The organism is Agrobacterium sp. RAC06 (assembly GCF_001713475.1).
GTDB lineage: Bacteria > Pseudomonadota > Alphaproteobacteria > Rhizobiales > Rhizobiaceae > Allorhizobium.
Window position 1 is genome coordinate 254,073 of the sequence record NZ_CP016499.1, and the last position, 16,330, is coordinate 270,402.

The 16,330-nt window shown below is 61.8% G+C and carries 12 protein-coding genes; 6 read left to right on the forward strand and 6 right to left on the reverse strand.

The annotated features are described in order from the left end of the window. Positions 1-192 precede the first annotated feature (192 nt). From BSY240_RS01180 to pncA, 4 genes are all read right to left on the reverse strand, one after another. Positions 193-534: a hypothetical protein gene (locus tag BSY240_RS01180; protein WP_054151706.1), complete on the reverse strand. Its 342-nt coding sequence runs from the start codon at positions 532-534 to the stop codon at positions 193-195. A gap of 142 nt (positions 535-676) precedes the next feature. Next, positions 677-1,504 (reverse strand): 3-methyl-2-oxobutanoate hydroxymethyltransferase, encoded by an 828-nt coding sequence (gene panB / locus BSY240_RS01185; RefSeq protein ID WP_054151707.1) that lies wholly within the window; start codon positions 1,502-1,504, stop codon positions 677-679. 2 nt (positions 1,505-1,506) lie between these two features. After that, the gene (panC, locus tag BSY240_RS01190; protein WP_069041141.1) at positions 1,507-2,379 is read right to left on the reverse strand and encodes a pantoate--beta-alanine ligase; all 873 of its coding nucleotides are present in this window, start codon (positions 2,377-2,379) and stop codon (positions 1,507-1,509) included. A gap of 89 nt (positions 2,380-2,468) precedes the next feature. Next, the gene (gene pncA / locus BSY240_RS01195; RefSeq protein WP_069041142.1) at positions 2,469-3,095 is read right to left on the reverse strand and encodes a bifunctional nicotinamidase/pyrazinamidase; all 627 of its coding nucleotides are present in this window, start codon (positions 3,093-3,095) and stop codon (positions 2,469-2,471) included. A 192-nt stretch (positions 3,096-3,287) separates the two neighbouring features. On the opposite strand from pncA, the gene BSY240_RS01200 reads away from it, so the two are divergent. The 3 genes from BSY240_RS01200 to BSY240_RS01210 all read left to right on the forward strand — a co-directional run bounded on the left by BSY240_RS01200 (position 3,288) and on the right by BSY240_RS01210 (position 6,763). Beyond that, entirely contained in the window at positions 3,288-5,627 is a 2,340-nt protein-coding gene (locus tag BSY240_RS01200) for a glucose/quinate/shikimate family membrane-bound PQQ-dependent dehydrogenase (protein ID WP_069041143.1), read from the forward strand. A 140-nt stretch (positions 5,628-5,767) separates the two neighbouring features. Beyond that, positions 5,768-6,049: a DUF6074 family protein gene (locus BSY240_RS01205; protein ID WP_054151711.1), complete on the forward strand. Its 282-nt coding sequence runs from the start codon at positions 5,768-5,770 to the stop codon at positions 6,047-6,049. 114 nt (positions 6,050-6,163) lie between these two features. Further along, positions 6,164-6,763 carry a thymidine kinase gene (locus BSY240_RS01210; protein WP_054151712.1) on the forward strand — a complete coding sequence of 200 codons (600 nt, stop codon included), beginning with the start codon at positions 6,164-6,166 and terminating at the stop codon, positions 6,761-6,763. Positions 6,764-6,775: 12 nt separating this feature from the next. On the opposite strand, the gene BSY240_RS01215 is transcribed toward BSY240_RS01210, so the two are convergent. After that, positions 6,776-7,558, reverse strand: a complete 783-nt coding sequence (locus tag BSY240_RS01215; protein WP_069041144.1) for a glycosyltransferase family 25 protein — start codon at positions 7,556-7,558, stop codon at positions 6,776-6,778. Between the two features lie 76 nt (positions 7,559-7,634). Next, positions 7,635-10,112 (reverse strand): ATP-dependent helicase, encoded by a 2,478-nt coding sequence (locus BSY240_RS01220; RefSeq protein ID WP_069041145.1) that lies wholly within the window; start codon positions 10,110-10,112, stop codon positions 7,635-7,637. 279 nt (positions 10,113-10,391) lie between these two features. Between BSY240_RS01220 and BSY240_RS01225 the strand changes: the two genes are divergently transcribed. From BSY240_RS01225 to BSY240_RS01235, 3 genes are all read left to right on the forward strand, one after another. Continuing rightward, entirely contained in the window at positions 10,392-11,603 is a 1,212-nt protein-coding gene (locus tag BSY240_RS01225) for an efflux RND transporter periplasmic adaptor subunit (protein ID WP_069041146.1), read from the forward strand. After that, positions 11,600-14,749, forward strand: a complete 3,150-nt coding sequence (locus BSY240_RS01230; protein WP_069041147.1) for an efflux RND transporter permease subunit — start codon at positions 11,600-11,602, stop codon at positions 14,747-14,749. The genes BSY240_RS01225 and BSY240_RS01230 overlap by 4 nt, the downstream gene beginning before the upstream one ends. A 117-nt stretch (positions 14,750-14,866) precedes the next feature. Then, positions 14,867-16,276, forward strand: a complete 1,410-nt coding sequence (locus BSY240_RS01235) for an FAD-binding oxidoreductase (RefSeq protein ID WP_069041148.1) — start codon at positions 14,867-14,869, stop codon at positions 16,274-16,276. Positions 16,277-16,330: the final 54 nt, after the last annotated feature.

Consider the following 16,330-nt stretch of genomic DNA (forward strand, 5'->3'; position numbering starts at 1 on the left):
TTCTCACGTTTCTCTGCTGGCTAGCCGCTGTCGGCTTGTCCGACAAACCAATTCCGCTGATGGAACGACCATCGGCATTGATGATTGCCTATTGGCCTTGGGTGACTGCCGGCGTCTTGTCGAAAAGTCGCATTCAAGGAAGTTCACGGACTGCCCGCGCTCCGGCTTCATCGCCGCGGCTGTCGATTGTGGTCAGATCGACACCGGGCTTCGGCCGTCAATCACGACCCGCTTGCGCTGTGAAATCGGCGGATATCTGAAAATACTGTTTTCAGGTTCCTCCTGAATCAGCGCTCCTTCCACTTCGACCGCGCTGATCCAGGATAGGCCATATTGGGTGGCGAGATCCCGAACGGCTCTCCAATGCGCCGCTTTAGCGGTGTCTCCGGCTCGGATGGCGCTTCTGATATAGGTGATGCACTCGTCGGACAGTCCCACTGTCAGAGGGTGTCCCCACGCCTCGCGCAGCGCACAGAAGTCGCGCCAAACCTCGCCGCTGACAACAAAGATCACGTCAGGGCGATAGTCCTTCATCGTCCTGGCCCGACTGTCACATGAGTGCGTTGCGCGACATCTGTGTCAGCGTTCCCCAGCGCCAACCGCGCTTCATCTAACTCCTGAGAGCAACCGTCGCGGAAACCATTCCGGTCAGCTGAGGGACCCATCGAAATTTTGGCTATTTCTTCGGCCGGATCTGGAACGTGTGTTCCTGGCCAGGGAAGATGCGCTCCTTGACCTCAGCCGCGTAGTCGCTTGCGGCTTTCTCGATCACCTCGGCAAGTTCGCTGTAGTGCTTGACGAAACGCGGCTTGAACTCGTTGAAAAGGCCCAGCATGTCATCGGAGACGAGGATCTGGCCGTCGCAGGCCGGCGAGGCGCCGATGCCGATTGTTGCTGCCTTCACCGTGGTGGTGATCTCGCGGGCGAGCGGCTCGACAGTGCCTTCGATCACCATGGCAAAGGCGCCGGCTTCATCGATCGCCTTGGCGTCGCGGCGGATCTTGTCCTGCTCGACTTCGCTATGCCCCTTCGAGCGATAGCCACCCGACGTATTCACCTGCTGCGGCATCAGGCCGATATGGCCGAAGACCGGCACGCCGCGGCTGACGAGGAATTCGACGGTTTCCGCCATTTCCGCGCCGCCCTCGAGCTTCACGCCGTCGCAGCCGGTCTCCTTCATAAGGCGGACAGCATTGCGGAAGGCCTGTTCCTTGCTCTCCTGGTAGGAGCCGAAGGGCAGGTCGACGATGACGCAAGCACGGGACACGCCGCGCATGACGGCCTGACCGTGGGCGACCATCATGTCCATGGTGACGCCGACGGTCGTGTCCATACCGTAGAGCACCATGCCGAGGCTGTCTCCGACGAGCAGCAGGTCGCAGTGGCGGTCGAGGATGCGGGCGATGGGGGTCGTGTAGGCGGTCAGCGACACGATCGGCCTGACGCCCTTAAGGGCGGTGATGTCGGCCGGGGTGAAACGCTTCTGGCGGGGTGGTGTGCTCATGTTCAGGCGGCCTCCATGCCGGTGGCGGCCGCTTGGCCGATGATGCGGTTATCGAGAAGTTTGGTCTTGCCGAAGCGCACGTAAAGAAGCACGAGGGCGGTCTCCTTGACCGTCTCGATGCGCTCGAGCGTGCGCGGATCGCGGATGGCTACTACCTCCGGCTCTGCCAGCGGTTCTGTCTGCAGGAACTCGACGAGTTTTGCTTCCAGGGTCGCGACGTCGCGGATGCCGGTAAGCAGAAGCCTTTCGGCCTCGCCAAGAGTCTTCGGTACGATCACGGCTGCGGCACGTTCGGCGGGCGAGAGATAGACGTTGCGCGAGGAACAGGCGAGGCCGTCGGCTTCGCGGACCGTTGGCACGGGTACGACGCGCACCGGCTGGGCCAGATCTTCGACCATCTTCTGAATGATGGTGACCTGCTGGTAGTCCTTCTCGCCGAAATAGGCGGCATCCGGCTGGACGATGTTGAAGAGCTTGGTGACCACGGTCGCCACACCGGCGAAGTGGCCCGGACGAGCCTCGCCTTCGAGCTCCGAGCCGAGTTTCGGCAGATCGACAGCCGTCTGCATCGGTTCGGGATACATGTCTTCCACGCCCGGCGCGAAGAGATAGTCGACGCCGGCCTGTTCCAGCATCGCGCTGTCACGGGCCAGGTCGCGCGGATACTTCTCCAGATCCTCGTTCTTGCCGAACTGAAGCGGATTGACGAAGATCGAGACGACCGTGACGTCGTTTTCGGACTTGGCGCGGCCGACCAGGCTCAGGTGACCCTGATGCAGATAACCCATGGTCGGCACGAAGCCGATGGTCTGGCCGGCGCGGCGGCGGGGCGCGAGCTTCTGTCGCAAAGCGGCGATCGTGGTGACGACTTCCATGACCGGCGTCCTCCCTGTCTTCTCACTGGCTCGGCTCTAGCGCTTGCCGTCAAAAAAGGCAATCGCACGAATCCTTTGCAGAAACTTCCTCAGAAACCGATTCGGCTGCTGTCGATGATCTCGACGTCCGCCTCGCGCATGGCCTCGATTGCGTCCTCCACGCCCTTCGCATCGATACCACGGCAACCATCGGCGATCAGGCGGACCTTGACGCCCGGCAGCATGTCCACGGCATCAAGAGCTGAAAACTTCACGCAGTAGTCTGTGGCCAGTCCCATGACGTGGAGTTCGGTCACAGCCTTTGCCTTCAGCCAGTCGGCCAGACCGGTGAGTGCGGCTTTGTCATTGTCGCGGAAGGCGGAATAACTGTCCACGGCGGGGTTCTCGCCCTTGCGCTGGACGAAATCGATGCGGTCTGCGTCGAGATCGGGGTGAAAGTCCGCGTCCTGCGTGCCCTGCACGCAATGGTCCGGCCACATCACCTGCGGCTGCCCGGAGAGTTCGCCCATGTCGAAGGGCTTCTTGCCCGGATGCTGGGAAGCGAAGCTGCCGTGGTTTGCAGGGTGCCAGTCCTGCGAGGCAACGACCAGATCATAAGTGCCGTTTGCCATCAGGCGGTTTGCCACGGACACGACTGCGTCGCCGTCTTCAACCGGCAGATTGCCGCCCGGGCAAAAACCGTTCTGGATGTCGATAAGCAGCAGGGCCTTGGTCATGATCGCACTCCCATTCTTGTGCGGCGCAAGATGGCAATCGATAGCGGCGGGATCAAGAGCATTCCACGGTTTCCGAAGAGGTTTCAGAAAATGGAACAATCACGCTTTTGCCACGTTCGGCCTTGGTGATTGTTGTCTTTACCTCAAAAGGTCAGGGCCAATTTTCCATCTCGCATTACGATTGGAACCGGTATGTTTCTCACTATCACCGCTGTCATATTCGGCGTGCTGGGCCTGGTGCTCGGCATCGGTGGCGCACAGCTCTTGCTGCTCGGCGGCAGCCCTTATTTCCTGATCGCCGGCCTTGTTTTTCTCGGGACGGCCGTGCTGCTTGTCCTGCGCAGGGTCGAGGCTCTCTGGCTTTACGGCCTTTTCATTCTTGGCAGCCTCGTCTGGGCGCTGTCCGAAGTCGGGCTCGACTGGTGGCAGCTTGGACCGAGAGGTGGACTGATCGTCGTTCTCGGCCTCTGGCTGATGCTTCCGGCGGTTCGCCGGCAATTGGGGCCGGCCCATCGCCGTGGCCGTGTGGCGGCGGGTCTCCTGCCGGTCGCCGTGCCCGTGCTGATTGCGACGGTGGTCGCTGTCATTTCGCTGTTTACCAACTCGTATGACCGCGATGGTCGGCTTCCTACCGAACAGGTGGCGGCAGCGCCGGCGCTTGGTGGTGACGTGCCCGACGCTGACTGGCACCAGTATGGTCGCACACCCTACGGGCAGCGCTATTCGCCGCTGACCCAGATCGATACCGAAAACGTTCAGGATCTGAAGATCGCCTGGACCTATCAGACGGGTGACGTCAAGCTGCCGGAGGATGTTGGCGAGACGACCTATCAGGTCACTCCGCTCAAGGTCGACGATACGCTCTACCTCTGCACGCCGCACAATTGGGCGATCGCAGTGGATGCCGAGACTGGGCAGGAAAAGTGGAAGTTCGATCCGAATGCCGGCCTCGAACCCGACCGCCAGCACCAGACCTGCCGCGGTGTCACCTACTACCGCGATCCGACAGCCGTTGAAGGCACTGTTTGTGCCGAACGCGTTTACCTGCCGACCTCGGACGCGCGTCTGATCGCGCTGGATGCCGGAACCGGCGCCATCTGCGAGAATTTCGCCAATGGCGGCACGCTGCGTCTCGAGCAGAACATGCCCTACAATCCGGCCGGTTACTACTACTCGACGTCGCCGCCGGTCATCGCTGCTGGCAAGATCATCATTGGGGGTGCCGTCAACGATAACTACTCGACGCAGTCGCCGTCCGGCGTGATCCGTGCCTTCGATGTCAACACGGGCGAACTGGTCTGGAACTGGGACAGCGGCAACCCGACGGAAACTGCTCCGATCGGCCCCGACGAGGCCTATACGCCGAATTCTCCCAACAGCTGGTCGATCTTCTCGGTCGATGATGCACTCGGCCTCGTCTATATCCCGCTGGGCAATCAGGTTCCTGACCAGCTCGGTATGGGGCGTAGCGAAAGCGTCGAGAAATACTCTTCTTCGATCGTCGCGCTCGACGTCAACACGGGACAGGATCGCTGGGTGCGCCAGACCGTGCATCACGATCTCTGGGACATGGACGTGCCGGCACAGCCCGTGCTTCTGGATTTGACGAATGCCGAGGGTGCGGTGACACCCGCGCTGATTGGCCCAACGAAGCAGGGTGACATCTATGTGCTGGACCGCCGGACGGGCGAGCCGATCATTCCGGTGCGCGAGATCCCGGCACCGGGTGGTGCGATCCCCGAAGACTTCACAGCGCCGACCCAGCCGATCTCGGATCTGACCTTCCGTCCGCCGACACTCACTGAAAGCAACATGTGGGGCCTGACGATCATCGACCAGATGATGTGCCGCATCCAGTTTCATCAGCTGAAATACGAGGGTCAGTACACGCCGCCTTCGCTGGAAGGGACACTCGTCTATCCCGGCAATTTCGGCACCTTCAACTGGGGTTCGGTCGCCGTCGATCCGGAGCGCCAGGTGATGTTCGGCATGCCGACCTATCTCGCCTTTACATCGAAGCTGGTTCCGCGTTCCGACATTCCGCCGAAGGAAGAAGGCGCAACAGGGTCCGAGCAGGGACTGAATCGCAACGAGGGCGCACCTTACGGCGTCGTCATGGGGCCGTTCCTGTCGCCGCTCGGCATTCCCTGCCAGGCGCCGCCGTGGGGCACCATTGCCGGCGTCGACTTGCGGTCGGGCGAGATCGCCTATCAGAAGCGCAATGGTACGATTTACGACATGACGCCGCTGCCGCTGCCCTTCAAGGTCGGAGTGCCAGGTATTGGTGGTCCGATGATCACCAAGGGCGGCGTGGTGTTCCTCGGTGCAGCCGTCGACAACTACCTGCGTGCCTATGACCTGACGACCGGCGAGCAGCTTTGGGAGATCCGCCTGCCAGCTGGTGGCCAAGCGACCCCGATGACCTATGCGCTCGACAACGGCAAGCAGTATGTCGTGATGGTCGCTGGCGGTCATGGCTCCGTGGGCACGGATCCGGGCGACTATATCATCGCCTACTCGCTGCCCGATTGACCATGGTTCAGTAGTCTTGAACCCGCCCGCGATCGCGGGCGGGTTCACTTTCGGCACACTTCAGCGTGTCTGGCCTTGCTGCGAAACGGAACGTTAACCATGTGATTCTACACACATGTCGTAACGTGAGGATGTTTCGCATGAGTAGCCAAGCCATGAACGGCCAGTCCAACCCGACGACAATCGCCTTCTTTCCGCTCGCGAGCCGCCGGGATCTGGTGCGCCGTTCCGCGATCGAACTCGACCGCCTGAATGGCTATGCCGCGACGGAATTCTGGAAGACGACATGCCGCCGGCTCGGCAACGAACTTCTCGAACTCGGTTGCCCGGAAGACGAGATGCGGGCCGAAATCATGGACTTCCAGGCGGCAGTGCAGGTCGAACTGATGTGGCTGCATCGCGAGGAAGCCGCGCAGGGCTGAGTGCCCGAGGTCAGGCGCGATACTTCCTGTTGGCAACGCTGGCCGGTGCTTGTCCGCCATCTCACCTCTCCGGTATGACGGCGCCAGCATCACTCCAGTTCGAGCAGCGCAGCCTTGGCCAAACTTCATTTCATCTATGCCACCATGAATGCTGGCAAATCGACGCTTCTTTTGCAGGCTGCGTACAACTACCGCGAACGCGGTATGCGGGTGGCAATGCTGATCAGCGCGCTGGACAATCGCGCGGGCAAGGGCTTCATCGGGTCGCGGATCGGTTTAAAGGCCGAGGCCGATGCCTTTGGTCAGGAAGAAGATCTCTTCGCCGCAATCAAGGCCGATCACGAGACTTCACCGCTCTCCTGCGTCTTCATCGACGAGGCACAGTTCATGACGACGGATCAGGTCTGGCAGCTTGCGCGGGTCGTCGATGTGCTCGACCTCCCGGTCATGGCCTATGGTCTCAGAACGGATTTCCGCGGTGAACTTTTCCCCGGCTCCAAGGCGCTGCTCGCGATTGCCGACGAACTCACCGAGGCCCGTTCCATCTGCCATTGCGGCCGCAAGGCGACCATGGTCGTTCGTGTCGGCGAAGACGGCAAGGCACAGCGGGACGGTGCGCAGGTGCTGATCGGTGGAAACGAGACCTACACCTCTCTCTGCCGCCGTCATTGGCAATTGGCCTTCGCCGCGGAAGAAGTTACCGCCAGCAAGTGAGCATTTGCAGCGTCAGCCGTTCCGGTTGACCAGCTTCTGCCAGAGCAGCAGTCCGCCGCGCGCCAGAACCCGGCTCAGCTCCAGATAGGCCCGGTAGGGCAGAACCGTGAGATAACGCCAGCGCGGCAGCTTGTGGGCGTTGATGTTGCCCTGGATCTGCGATTCGAAATCGGAATCCTGGCTCGCCACCAATGGGCTGACGAAGGCGCCCTTCAGACCTGATAGATATTCGAGATCGAAGGCGATGTCATAGGCAAGGCGCATCGGCACCAGTTTCTCCGCAATCCAGCGGGCGGCCTTGCGGTTGATCATGTAGGCGCCCGAGCCCTTCTCACGGGTGAGGGCAATTGCCAGCGAGCGACGGTCCGTCAGCTTGCGATAGGGGAATTTCCGGCCGCTGCTGACTGTGGTGAGGCGCAAAATGTCCCAGGCGTCGGCATTCTTCGCTGCAGCATCGATCGTTTCGAGAAAGTCCGGCTCGAATGTCACGTCGTCTTCGAGGATGAGGCAAAGATCCGCGTCGGAGGCGAGAAAGCGGCGTGCGCAATCGACATGGCTCAGATAGCAGCCGACCTCGCCGTGTTTCAGGCGACGGCCATGCAGCAGCTTGTAGGAGAGTTCGGAGAATTCCGGAATCGGGAAGTTGAGGTTGCGCCCGATCACCGCCGGGACACGCTCCGCGACGATGCCGGCGGCAGCCGTCTCGCGGTTCATCACCTCCATGCGATCTTCCGCGCCGTCCATGTTGATCAGGTAGACGGCGAGGTTCAGGCGGCTTTCCGGAAGGACTTGCAAAGCTGTCTCCAATGACAGGGTCGAACAGCCTGCCTTCTGCGCAATCCGCACGAAAGCGTCAATAGTGCCTGTCGTCTCAGGCCTTCTCGACGAAACCGTCGAGCACGCGCTTCTGGCCGGCGCGGTCGAAATCGATGGTCAGCTTGTTGCCTTCGATGGCCGAGATATTGCCGTTGCCGAACTTGATATGAAAAACGCGGTCGCCCACGGAAAAGCGTGACGGTTCCGATGTCGTGGACTTGGCGACGAGTTCGCCATCGATCGTCTTCGCGCGTGGTCCGCTTTCGCCGTAGCCGATGCGCTCGACCGCATGGCCGGAGCGGTTGCCCCAGTTGTCGCGTGTGGCGTCGGTCTTGTTGGCTTGGGCGCGCTTCCAGCCTGGCGTCGAATAGCTGTTCTGGAAGGGCTCCTGCTTGTCGAAGCGGGACTGGCCATAGGGGTTGCGGCCATAGCCGCCATAGGAGGTCTCGGCTTCGGCGACCTCGACATGGGCGGGCGGCAGCTCTTCGAGGAAGCGCGAGGGCAGGGTGGATTGCCAGAGGCCGTGAATGCGGCGGTTCGAGACAAACCAGATGTGGCAACGGCGCTTGGCGCGAGTGATGCCGACATAAGCGAGCCGGCGCTCTTCCTCGAGGCCTGAGCGTCCGCCTTCGTCCAGCGCGCGCTGATGGGGAAACAAGCCTTCTTCCCAGCCGGGCAAGAAGACGGTCTCGAATTCCAGGCCCTTGGCCGAATGCAGCGTCATGATCGACACGGCGTCGAGGTTCTCGTTGGTCTCGGCATCCATGACCAGCGAAACATGTTCGAGGAAGCCGCGCAGGCTCTCGAAGGCTTCCATCGAGCGGATGAGTTCCTTCAGGTTTTCCAGACGTCCCGGCGCTTCCGCCGACTTGTCGTTCTGCCACATGGCCGTATAGCCGCTCTCGTCGAGGATCTGCTCGGCAAGTTCGGTATGCGGCGTGTTTTCGAGCAGGGTCTGCCAGCGGCGGAAATCGGTGACGACGTCGAAGAGCGCCTTGCGGGCCTTGGGCTTCAGCTCGTCGGTTTCGATGATGTCTGCTGCTGCCGCGAGCATCGGGATGTCGCGGGCGCGGGCATAGTCGTGCAGATTGCGGATCGTCGTGTCGCCAAGGCCGCGCTTCGGCGTGTTGACGATGCGCTCGAAGGCGAGGTCGTCGGCCGGCTGGCAGACAAGCCGAAAATAAGCCATCGCGTCGCGGATTTCGAGGCGCTCGTAAAAGCGCGGGCCGCCGATGACGCGGTAGTTGAGACCCAGCGTGACGAAGCGATCTTCGAATTCGCGCATCTGGAAGGAGGCGCGGACCAGGATCGCCATGTTGTTCAGCGGATGCTGGTTGCGCTGCAGCTGTTCGATCTCTTCACCGACGGCGCGGGCTTCCTCTTCAGAATCCCAGGCGGCATGGACGACGACCTTGTCGTCGTTGGGATCGACGCGGTCAGTAAAGAGGGTCTTGCCGAGGCGGCCCTCATTGTGCGCGATCAGAAAACCGGCGGCACCGAGGATATGCTCGGTCGAACGGTAGTTTCGCTCGAGCTTGATGACCTTGGCGCCGGGGAAATCCTTCTCGAAGCGGAGGATGTTGTCGACTTCGGCGCCGCGCCAGCCATAGATCGACTGGTCGTCATCACCGACGCAGCAGACGTTCTGCGGCACGCCCGGCGGCCGCTGGGCGAGCAACCTGAGCCACATATACTGGGCGGTGTTGGTGTCCTGATACTCGTCGACCAGCACGTATTTGAAGCGCTGGTGGTATTCCTTCAGGACATCAGGGTTCGCCTTGAACATGCGGATCGGATGCAGGAGCAGGTCGCCGAAATCGCAGGCATTCAGGGTCTTCAGACGGTTCTGATAGGCGATATAGAGCTCGCGGCCCTTGCCGTTGGCGAAGGCGCGGGCGTCGCCCTCGGGAATCTGGCTTGGGTCGAGACCCTTGTTCTTCCAGCCGTCGATCATCTGGGCAAATTGCTTGGCCGGCCAGCGCTTGTCGTCCAAACCTTCAGCCTGGATGATCTGCTTGATCAGACGCACGACATCATCGGTATCCAGGATGGTGAAGTCGGAGCGTAGGTCAACCAGTTCAGCGTGGCGGCGCAAGAGCTTGACGCCGATCGAGTGGAAGGTGCCGAGCCAGGGCATGCCTTCGACGGCGCCGCCGACAAGATGGCCGATACGCTCCTTCATCTCGCGGGCAGCCTTGTTGGTGAAGGTCACCGCCAGGATCTGGCTCGGGAAGGCCTTGCCGGTTGCCAAGATATGGGCAATGCGGGTGGTGAGCACGCGGGTCTTGCCGGTGCCGGCGCCTGCGAGCACGAGTACCGGACCATCGACGGTTTCGACGGCTTCACGCTGTTCCGGGTTCAGGCCGGAGAGATAATCGGGCGCACGAGCCTGATCACGGGCAGCCATAGCGCGGGCCGCAATGCCAAGGCCACCGGCAGCAGGAGCGCCAGAAGTGGGGGCAGGGGACGCGGCAGGCTTGCGCGGTGCGGGTTCTTCGTCGAAGAAGGGAATGTCGTCGAAACCGTTACTCATGCGGCTCAATGTAGTGATTCGGGTCGGAAAGGCCAGTGACGGCGTTCTGGTTTTATTCCTTGCGCCGTGTTGCGCACGGATTTCGGCAGGCTTTAGGCTGTGGGATGTGCTAAGCTTCTGGCCGAACGGTTTCGCCCGGCATGCAGTGGTTGCGGGATCACGGCGGCGTGAAAAGACGCGAGATTACAAATCAGTAAGCTTGACGTTCTGGCATTGCCACTGACTGTTTGCGCCCGATACTTAACCGCTGACATTCCGTTTTACATTTTGGAGCCTTGCATGCCGGTTTGGAAGCAACTCGCCATCAGTTTCGCCGTTCTTTTCGTCGGTCTCTGTTCCCTCGTCTATTTTTCACCCGGAGCGGGGCAGGCTCTCGTTTCCATGGGGGTGCCCGCTTCGGCCGTGGCGCTGGTGTCGGGCACGGCAGAAGGTGAAGGGCAGGGTCAGCGGGGCCAGGGGCAGGGCGGGCAGCAGGCGCAGTCCGGTGGACAGGGGCAGGGCCAAGGAAACCGGCGTGGTGGCGGCAATCAGGCCATTCTCGTGGCTACACAGCCAGTCGCCATGGGTGTCGTCAACGACCGCCTGAGCGCCATCGGCGACGGGGAGGCGATCGAGGCGGTGACTGTCATGCCGCAGGCGTCCGGAACCCTCGACGAGATCCTCGTGTCTTCCGGCCAGAAGGTCAGCAAGGGTGACCTCATCGCCCGGCTCGATCGTGAGGAGCAGGTCATCCTGCGCGATCAGGCGGCCGTTGCGCTTCGCAGTGCGAAGGAAAAGGCCGAATCCTACCGCAATCTCCAGAGCTTCTCGCGGCTCGATGTCCTTGACGCGCAAATTGCAGAGGAACAGGCGCAGCTGCAATTAACCACCGCCGAACTCAACCTGAAGCGCCGCGACATCGTGGCGCCGATCGATGGTGTGATAGGTATCGTTGGCGTCAGTGTCGGCGACAATGTCACGAATACGACAGCCATCGTCTCTCTCGACAATCGCAGCCAGCTGCTCGTCGATTTCTGGGCTCCCGAACGTTTCGTCGCGGCCGTGCGGCCGGGCATGCCGGTCGAAGCCAAGTCCGTCTCGCGTCCAGGCCAAGTTTTCCAAGGCACGGTCGAAGCGGTCGACAGCCGCGTGGATCAGGCGAGCCGCACGATCCGCATTCGCGCCAAGATCGACAATCCCGATGATGTGCTGCGCGCCGGGATGTCGTTTGCCGTGGCGATGCGGTTTCCCGGTGACAGCTATGCGGCCGTCAACCCGCTCGCGGTGCAATGGGACGGTGAGGGCTCCTTCGTCTGGCAAATTGTCGACAACAAGTCCGTGAAGACGCGCGTGACGATCGTGCAGCGCAATTCTGACCAAATCCTCGTCGAAGCACCGCTCAAGGAAGGCGACGTGGTCGCCGTCGAAGGGCTCCAGCGTGTGCGTGAGGGTGGGACCGTCGAAATTGCCGGCGAAACCCGCGCCGATGCCGAGGAGGTTGCTGTTCGATGAGCGCGAGTGAGAACGGTTCCGAACAGTCCGGGCGCAGCTTTACCGCCCTTTTCGTGCGCCGCCCGGTTCTGGCGGCGGTGCTGAATACACTGCTTGTCGTTGCAGGTCTGGCTGCCCTTGCCGGCATCGAAATCCGCGAATTGCCTGACGTCGACCAGCCTGTCATCACGGTCAGCACGGACTATGATGGTGCATCCGCGCAGACCATGGACCAGGAGGTGACGCGCATCATCGAGGGCGCAGTCGCCCGGGTCAGCGGCCTCAAATCCATGTCGTCGCGCTCCCAGTTCGGCGAGAGCCGAACGACGCTGGAGTTCAGCGACAATGTCGACTTGGCTGTCGCCGCAAACGACGTGCGCGATGCGCTCGGTCGGGTGCGCAACCAGTTGCCCGACGACACGGACGAACCGCGCATCGTCAAGGCGGACGCGGATTCGCAGCCGATCATGCGGCTTGCCGTGACCTCCACCACGCTTTCGATGGAAGACCTGACGCTGCTGGTGGACAACGAAATCTCGGACCGGCTGGCAGCCGTCGAGGGCGTCGCCGACGTCCAGATCTATGGTGATCAGGAAAAGGTTTTCCGCATTGACGTCAACCAGGCGGCACTCGCCAGCCGTGGCTTGAGTGTGGCCAGCCTTGCATCCGCCTTGCAGAATTCCTCGCTCGACGTTCCCGCCGGTTCGCTCGAATCACAGACGCAGGACATCGTTGTGCGGGCGACCGCCAGCCTCGCCACGGTCGACGATTTCGAGAATGTGTTGATCGGTGAGCGCGTGCGGTTGCGCGACGTGGCGACCGTGACGCTCGGGCCCGACGATGGCTCGACCTCGCTGCGTTCCAATGGTGTGCAGGGTGTCGGTCTCGGCATTATCCGTCAGGCGCAGTCCAACACGCTGAACATCTCCGCCGGCGTCCATGGTGCCGTCGAGGGCATGGCGAGCGCCCTGCCGGAGGGTACGCGGGTTATCGTCACCAGCGACGATGCGGTCTTCATTCAGGGCGCTCTGCACGAGGTTGAGATCGCGCTCGGGCTCTCCGCCGTAATCGTGCTTGTGGTCCTCTTTCTGTTCCTGCGCGACTGGCGCGCGACGTTGATCCCGGCGCTCACCATGCCCGTCGCTCTGATCGGCACGCTGGCTGCGATCTATATGGTCGGCTTCTCGATCAACATTCTCACACTGCTCGCAATCGTTCTCGCGACCGGCCTCGTCGTGGACGACGCGATCGTCGTTCTCGAAAACATCGTCCGCCGCCGGGCTGAGGGCATGGGGCCGCGCGCGGCTGCAGTGCTCGGAACACAGGAAGTTTTCTTTGCGGTCCTTGCGACCACGGCCACACTCGCCGCAGTCTTCGTGCCTTTGTCCTTCCTGCCGGGCCAGCTCGGTGGTCTCTTCCGCGAATTCGGCTTCGTGCTGGCCTTTGCGGTTCTGCTCTCGTCGGTCACGGCGCTTACCTTGTGTCCGATGATGGCATCGCGCATGCTCAAACGGGAAGCCGATGACGACCGGGGATTGCTCGGTGCGTTCGGCAAGCGCTTTGCCGGCTTCTATGGCCGAACGCTTCGGGCCTGCCTTTCAAATCCGTTGATCGTCTGCGTCGTTGCTGCGGTGTTCTCCGGCGCCGCCTATCTCGCGTTTACGTCAATCCAGAGCGAGATCACGCCCCGCGAAGACCGCTCGGTTGTGCTGATGCGGCTTTCCACCCCGCAGGGGTCGAGCCTTGCCTATACGCGTGATCAGGTGCAGCGGGTGGAGGAGAACCTGAAGCCGCTCCGTGACAGCGGGGAGATTGTCAGCATATTCTCGATCTCCGGTCAGGGCTCATCCAACAGCGCCTTCATGGTGATGACGCTGGCACCCTGGTCGGAGCGTGAACGCAGTCAGAACCAGATCGTTCAGGACGTCAACGCCGCCGCCGCTCTGGTGCCGGCGCTGCGTGGCAATGTGTTCCAGACCAACAGCCTCAGAATCCGTGGTGCCGGCAGCGGCCTGCAGATGGCGGTCGTCGGTTCGAACCATGAAACGCTGACGGCATCGGCACTGCAGATCGTCGAACAGTTGCGTGACCGTCCGGAGTTCCAGACACCGCGTCTCGACAATGAGCCGACCCAGGCACAGATCTCGGTGACGATCGACCGCGAACGGGCCTCCGATCTCGGCATAGATATCGGCGCCATCGGCACGTCGTTGCAGGCGCTGCTCGAGGGACGTTCGGTCACCGATGTCTTTGTCGATGGTAATTCGATCCCGGTTCGCCTTGTGTCGAGCACACAGCCGATCAACGACCCGACGGATCTGGAAAACATCTTCCTCACTACATCCGACGGTCGCGTCGTTCCGATGTCGACGATTGCCTCGCTCCAGGAAAATGCCGTCTCGCCGACGCTGAACAGAGATCAGCAGCTCGCCTCGGTGTCCTTCTCGGCAGGCCTTGGCGACGGCGTTGCGCTCGGAGATGCTGTCGAGATGGTGACACAGATTGCGCAGCCATTGCTGCCGCCAGGCTCGCGCCTGATCCCGCTATCCGAGGCGGCGACTCTGGAGGAGAACAGCTATGGCATGGCGCTGACCTTCGGCTTCGCGATCGCGATCATTTTCCTGGTGCTCGCCGCGCAGTTCGAAAGCGTTGTGTCTTCGCTGATCATCATGGCGACGGTGCCGCTCGGGCTTGCCTGTGCCGTCTTTGCGCTTGTTGTCACTGGCTCGACGCTGAACGTCTATAGTCAGATCGGCCTTGTGCTACTCGTTGGCGTCATGGCGAAAAACGGCATCCTGATCGTCGAATTTGCCAACCAGTTGCGTGACAGGGGGCTATCCGTTCGCGAGGCGATCGAAACGGCCTGCACCATCCGTCTTCGTCCCGTGATGATGACGATGATCGCAACCGTGCTCGGTGGCGTGCCGCTGGTGCTGGCGCAGGGCGCCGGTGCGGAGGCGCGCATCGCGCTCGGTTGGGTGATCGTCGGCGGTCTCGGCTTTGCGACCCTCGTGACGCTCTACATCACGCCGGTCGCCTATCTCCTGCTTGCCCGCTTCTCCAAGCCGCATGCCCAGGAAGAGGCGCGTCTGAAGACGGAACTCGAGGATGCCACGCTGAAGATCGCCAATGATCGCGGCGCGCCGCCGAGGGTTGCGGCCGAGTAACAGGAATAGCTTGCCTGTGCGGCTGTCTGACGACTGGACAATCTCCGAGCCCTATCCCATAGCAGGGACGCACCAATTTCCCGGTGCGTCCCAAGGCTATTATTCGGGAGGTCGCGGATGGCCCGCAAGGATGTGATCGACGGCAAACGCAATGAAGAAGGCATCGCTCTGGCCTTGCCGCTCCTCAAGCAGCGTTTCGGGGAGCGCTTCCAGACAGGTCAGTCGTTTTGCGACCAGCACAGCCACACCACCACCTATCTGCCGTCACAACGACCGGATGGGGTCGTCTTCGCCGAAAGCAGCGAGGATGTTCGAGAGGTCGTGCGGATCTGCGCCACGCATCGCGTGCCGGTCGTGCCCTTCGGCACGGGCTCCTCTCTGGAGGGGCAGGTGAACGCACCTTGCGGCGGCATATCGATCGATTTCAGCCGCATGAACCGGATCCTCGCGGTCAATGCCGAAGATTTGGACTGCACGGTCGAGCCCGGCGTGACGCGCGAGGATCTCAACACCTATCTGCGCGACACCGGTCTCTTCTTCCCCATCGATCCGGGCGCGAATGCGTCGCTCGGCGGCATGGCTGCAACGCGTGCATCCGGTACCAATGCGGTGCGTTATGGCACGATGAAGGACAATGTGCTGGCGCTGACGGTGGTGACGGCCGATGGTGAGGAGATGCGCACCGCGCAGCGGGCCCGCAAGTCGTCGGCCGGCTATGATCTGACGCGGCTGTTCGTCGGTTCGGAAGGCACGCTCGGGGTGATCACCTCGGTTACGCTCAGGCTCCAAGGCATTCCGGCGAAGATCAGCGGCGGTGTCGTGGCTTTCCCGACGCTCGAAGACGCCTGCAATGCCGTGATCATGACGATCCAGATGGGCATTCCCGTGGCGCGCATCGAACTCTTGGACGAGATGCAGATCCGCGCCTGCAACGCTTATTCGAAGCTTTCCTATGCCGAGCGTCCGACCTTGTTCGTCGAGTTCCATGGCACGGAAGAGACGGTGGCGCTCCAGGCCGAACAGTTCGGCGAGATCGCGGCCGAGTTCGGCGGTGGAGAATTTGCCTATACCGCCAATGCGGAAGAGCGAAATCAGCTTTGGAAGGCGCGCCACAATGCCTATTGGGCAAGCCGGGCACTGGCGCCGGAACTTTCGGCCCTGTCGACGGATGTTTGCGTGCCGATTTCGCGTCTCGCGGAATGCGTGGCCGCGACGCAGGCTGATATTCGCGAACATGGCTTTCTGGCCCCGATTGTCGGTCATGCCGGAGATGGCAATTTCCACGTCCTGCTGTTGTTCAACGACAAGGACGCCGCTGATGTCGAGAAGGCCGAAGCCTTTCTGGAGCGGCTGAACGGGCGGGCGCTTGCCATGGAAGGCACCTGCACCGGCGAACATGGGGTCGGACAGGGCAAGATCAGCTATCTGGAGCAGGAACTGGCCTCCGCACTGCCGGCGATGCGCGCCGTCAAGGCTGGGCTCGATCCTGACAATATCTTCAATCCCGGCAAGATCTTTCGGCTGTGACTGCAAGAGCTTGCGGGTTGCCCCTGCGGTGAATTGCGTTACCTTCGGGCCGTA

Excerpts from the sequence above, each read along its gene's own strand:
- BSY240_RS01180 (WP_054151706.1), bottom strand. The coding sequence starts at position 534 with ATGAAGGACTATCGCCCTGACGTGATCTTTGTTGTCAGCGGCGAGGTT.
- panB (WP_054151707.1), bottom strand. The coding sequence starts at position 1,504 with ATGAGCACACCACCCCGCCAGAAGCGTTTCACCCCGGCCGACATCACC.
- panC (WP_069041141.1), bottom strand. The coding sequence starts at position 2,379 with ATGGAAGTCGTCACCACGATCGCCGCTTTGCGACAGAAGCTCGCGCCC.
- pncA (WP_069041142.1), bottom strand. The coding sequence starts at position 3,095 with ATGACCAAGGCCCTGCTGCTTATCGACATCCAGAACGGTTTTTGCCCG.
- BSY240_RS01200 (WP_069041143.1), top strand. The coding sequence starts at position 3,288 with ATGTTTCTCACTATCACCGCTGTCATATTCGGCGTGCTGGGCCTGGTG.
- BSY240_RS01205 (WP_054151711.1), top strand. The coding sequence starts at position 5,768 with ATGAGTAGCCAAGCCATGAACGGCCAGTCCAACCCGACGACAATCGCC.
- BSY240_RS01220 (WP_069041145.1), bottom strand. The coding sequence starts at position 10,112 with ATGAGTAACGGTTTCGACGACATTCCCTTCTTCGACGAAGAACCCGCA.
- BSY240_RS01225 (WP_069041146.1), top strand. The coding sequence starts at position 10,392 with ATGCCGGTTTGGAAGCAACTCGCCATCAGTTTCGCCGTTCTTTTCGTC.
- BSY240_RS01230 (WP_069041147.1), top strand. The coding sequence starts at position 11,600 with ATGAGCGCGAGTGAGAACGGTTCCGAACAGTCCGGGCGCAGCTTTACC.
- BSY240_RS01235 (WP_069041148.1), top strand. The coding sequence starts at position 14,867 with ATGGCCCGCAAGGATGTGATCGACGGCAAACGCAATGAAGAAGGCATC.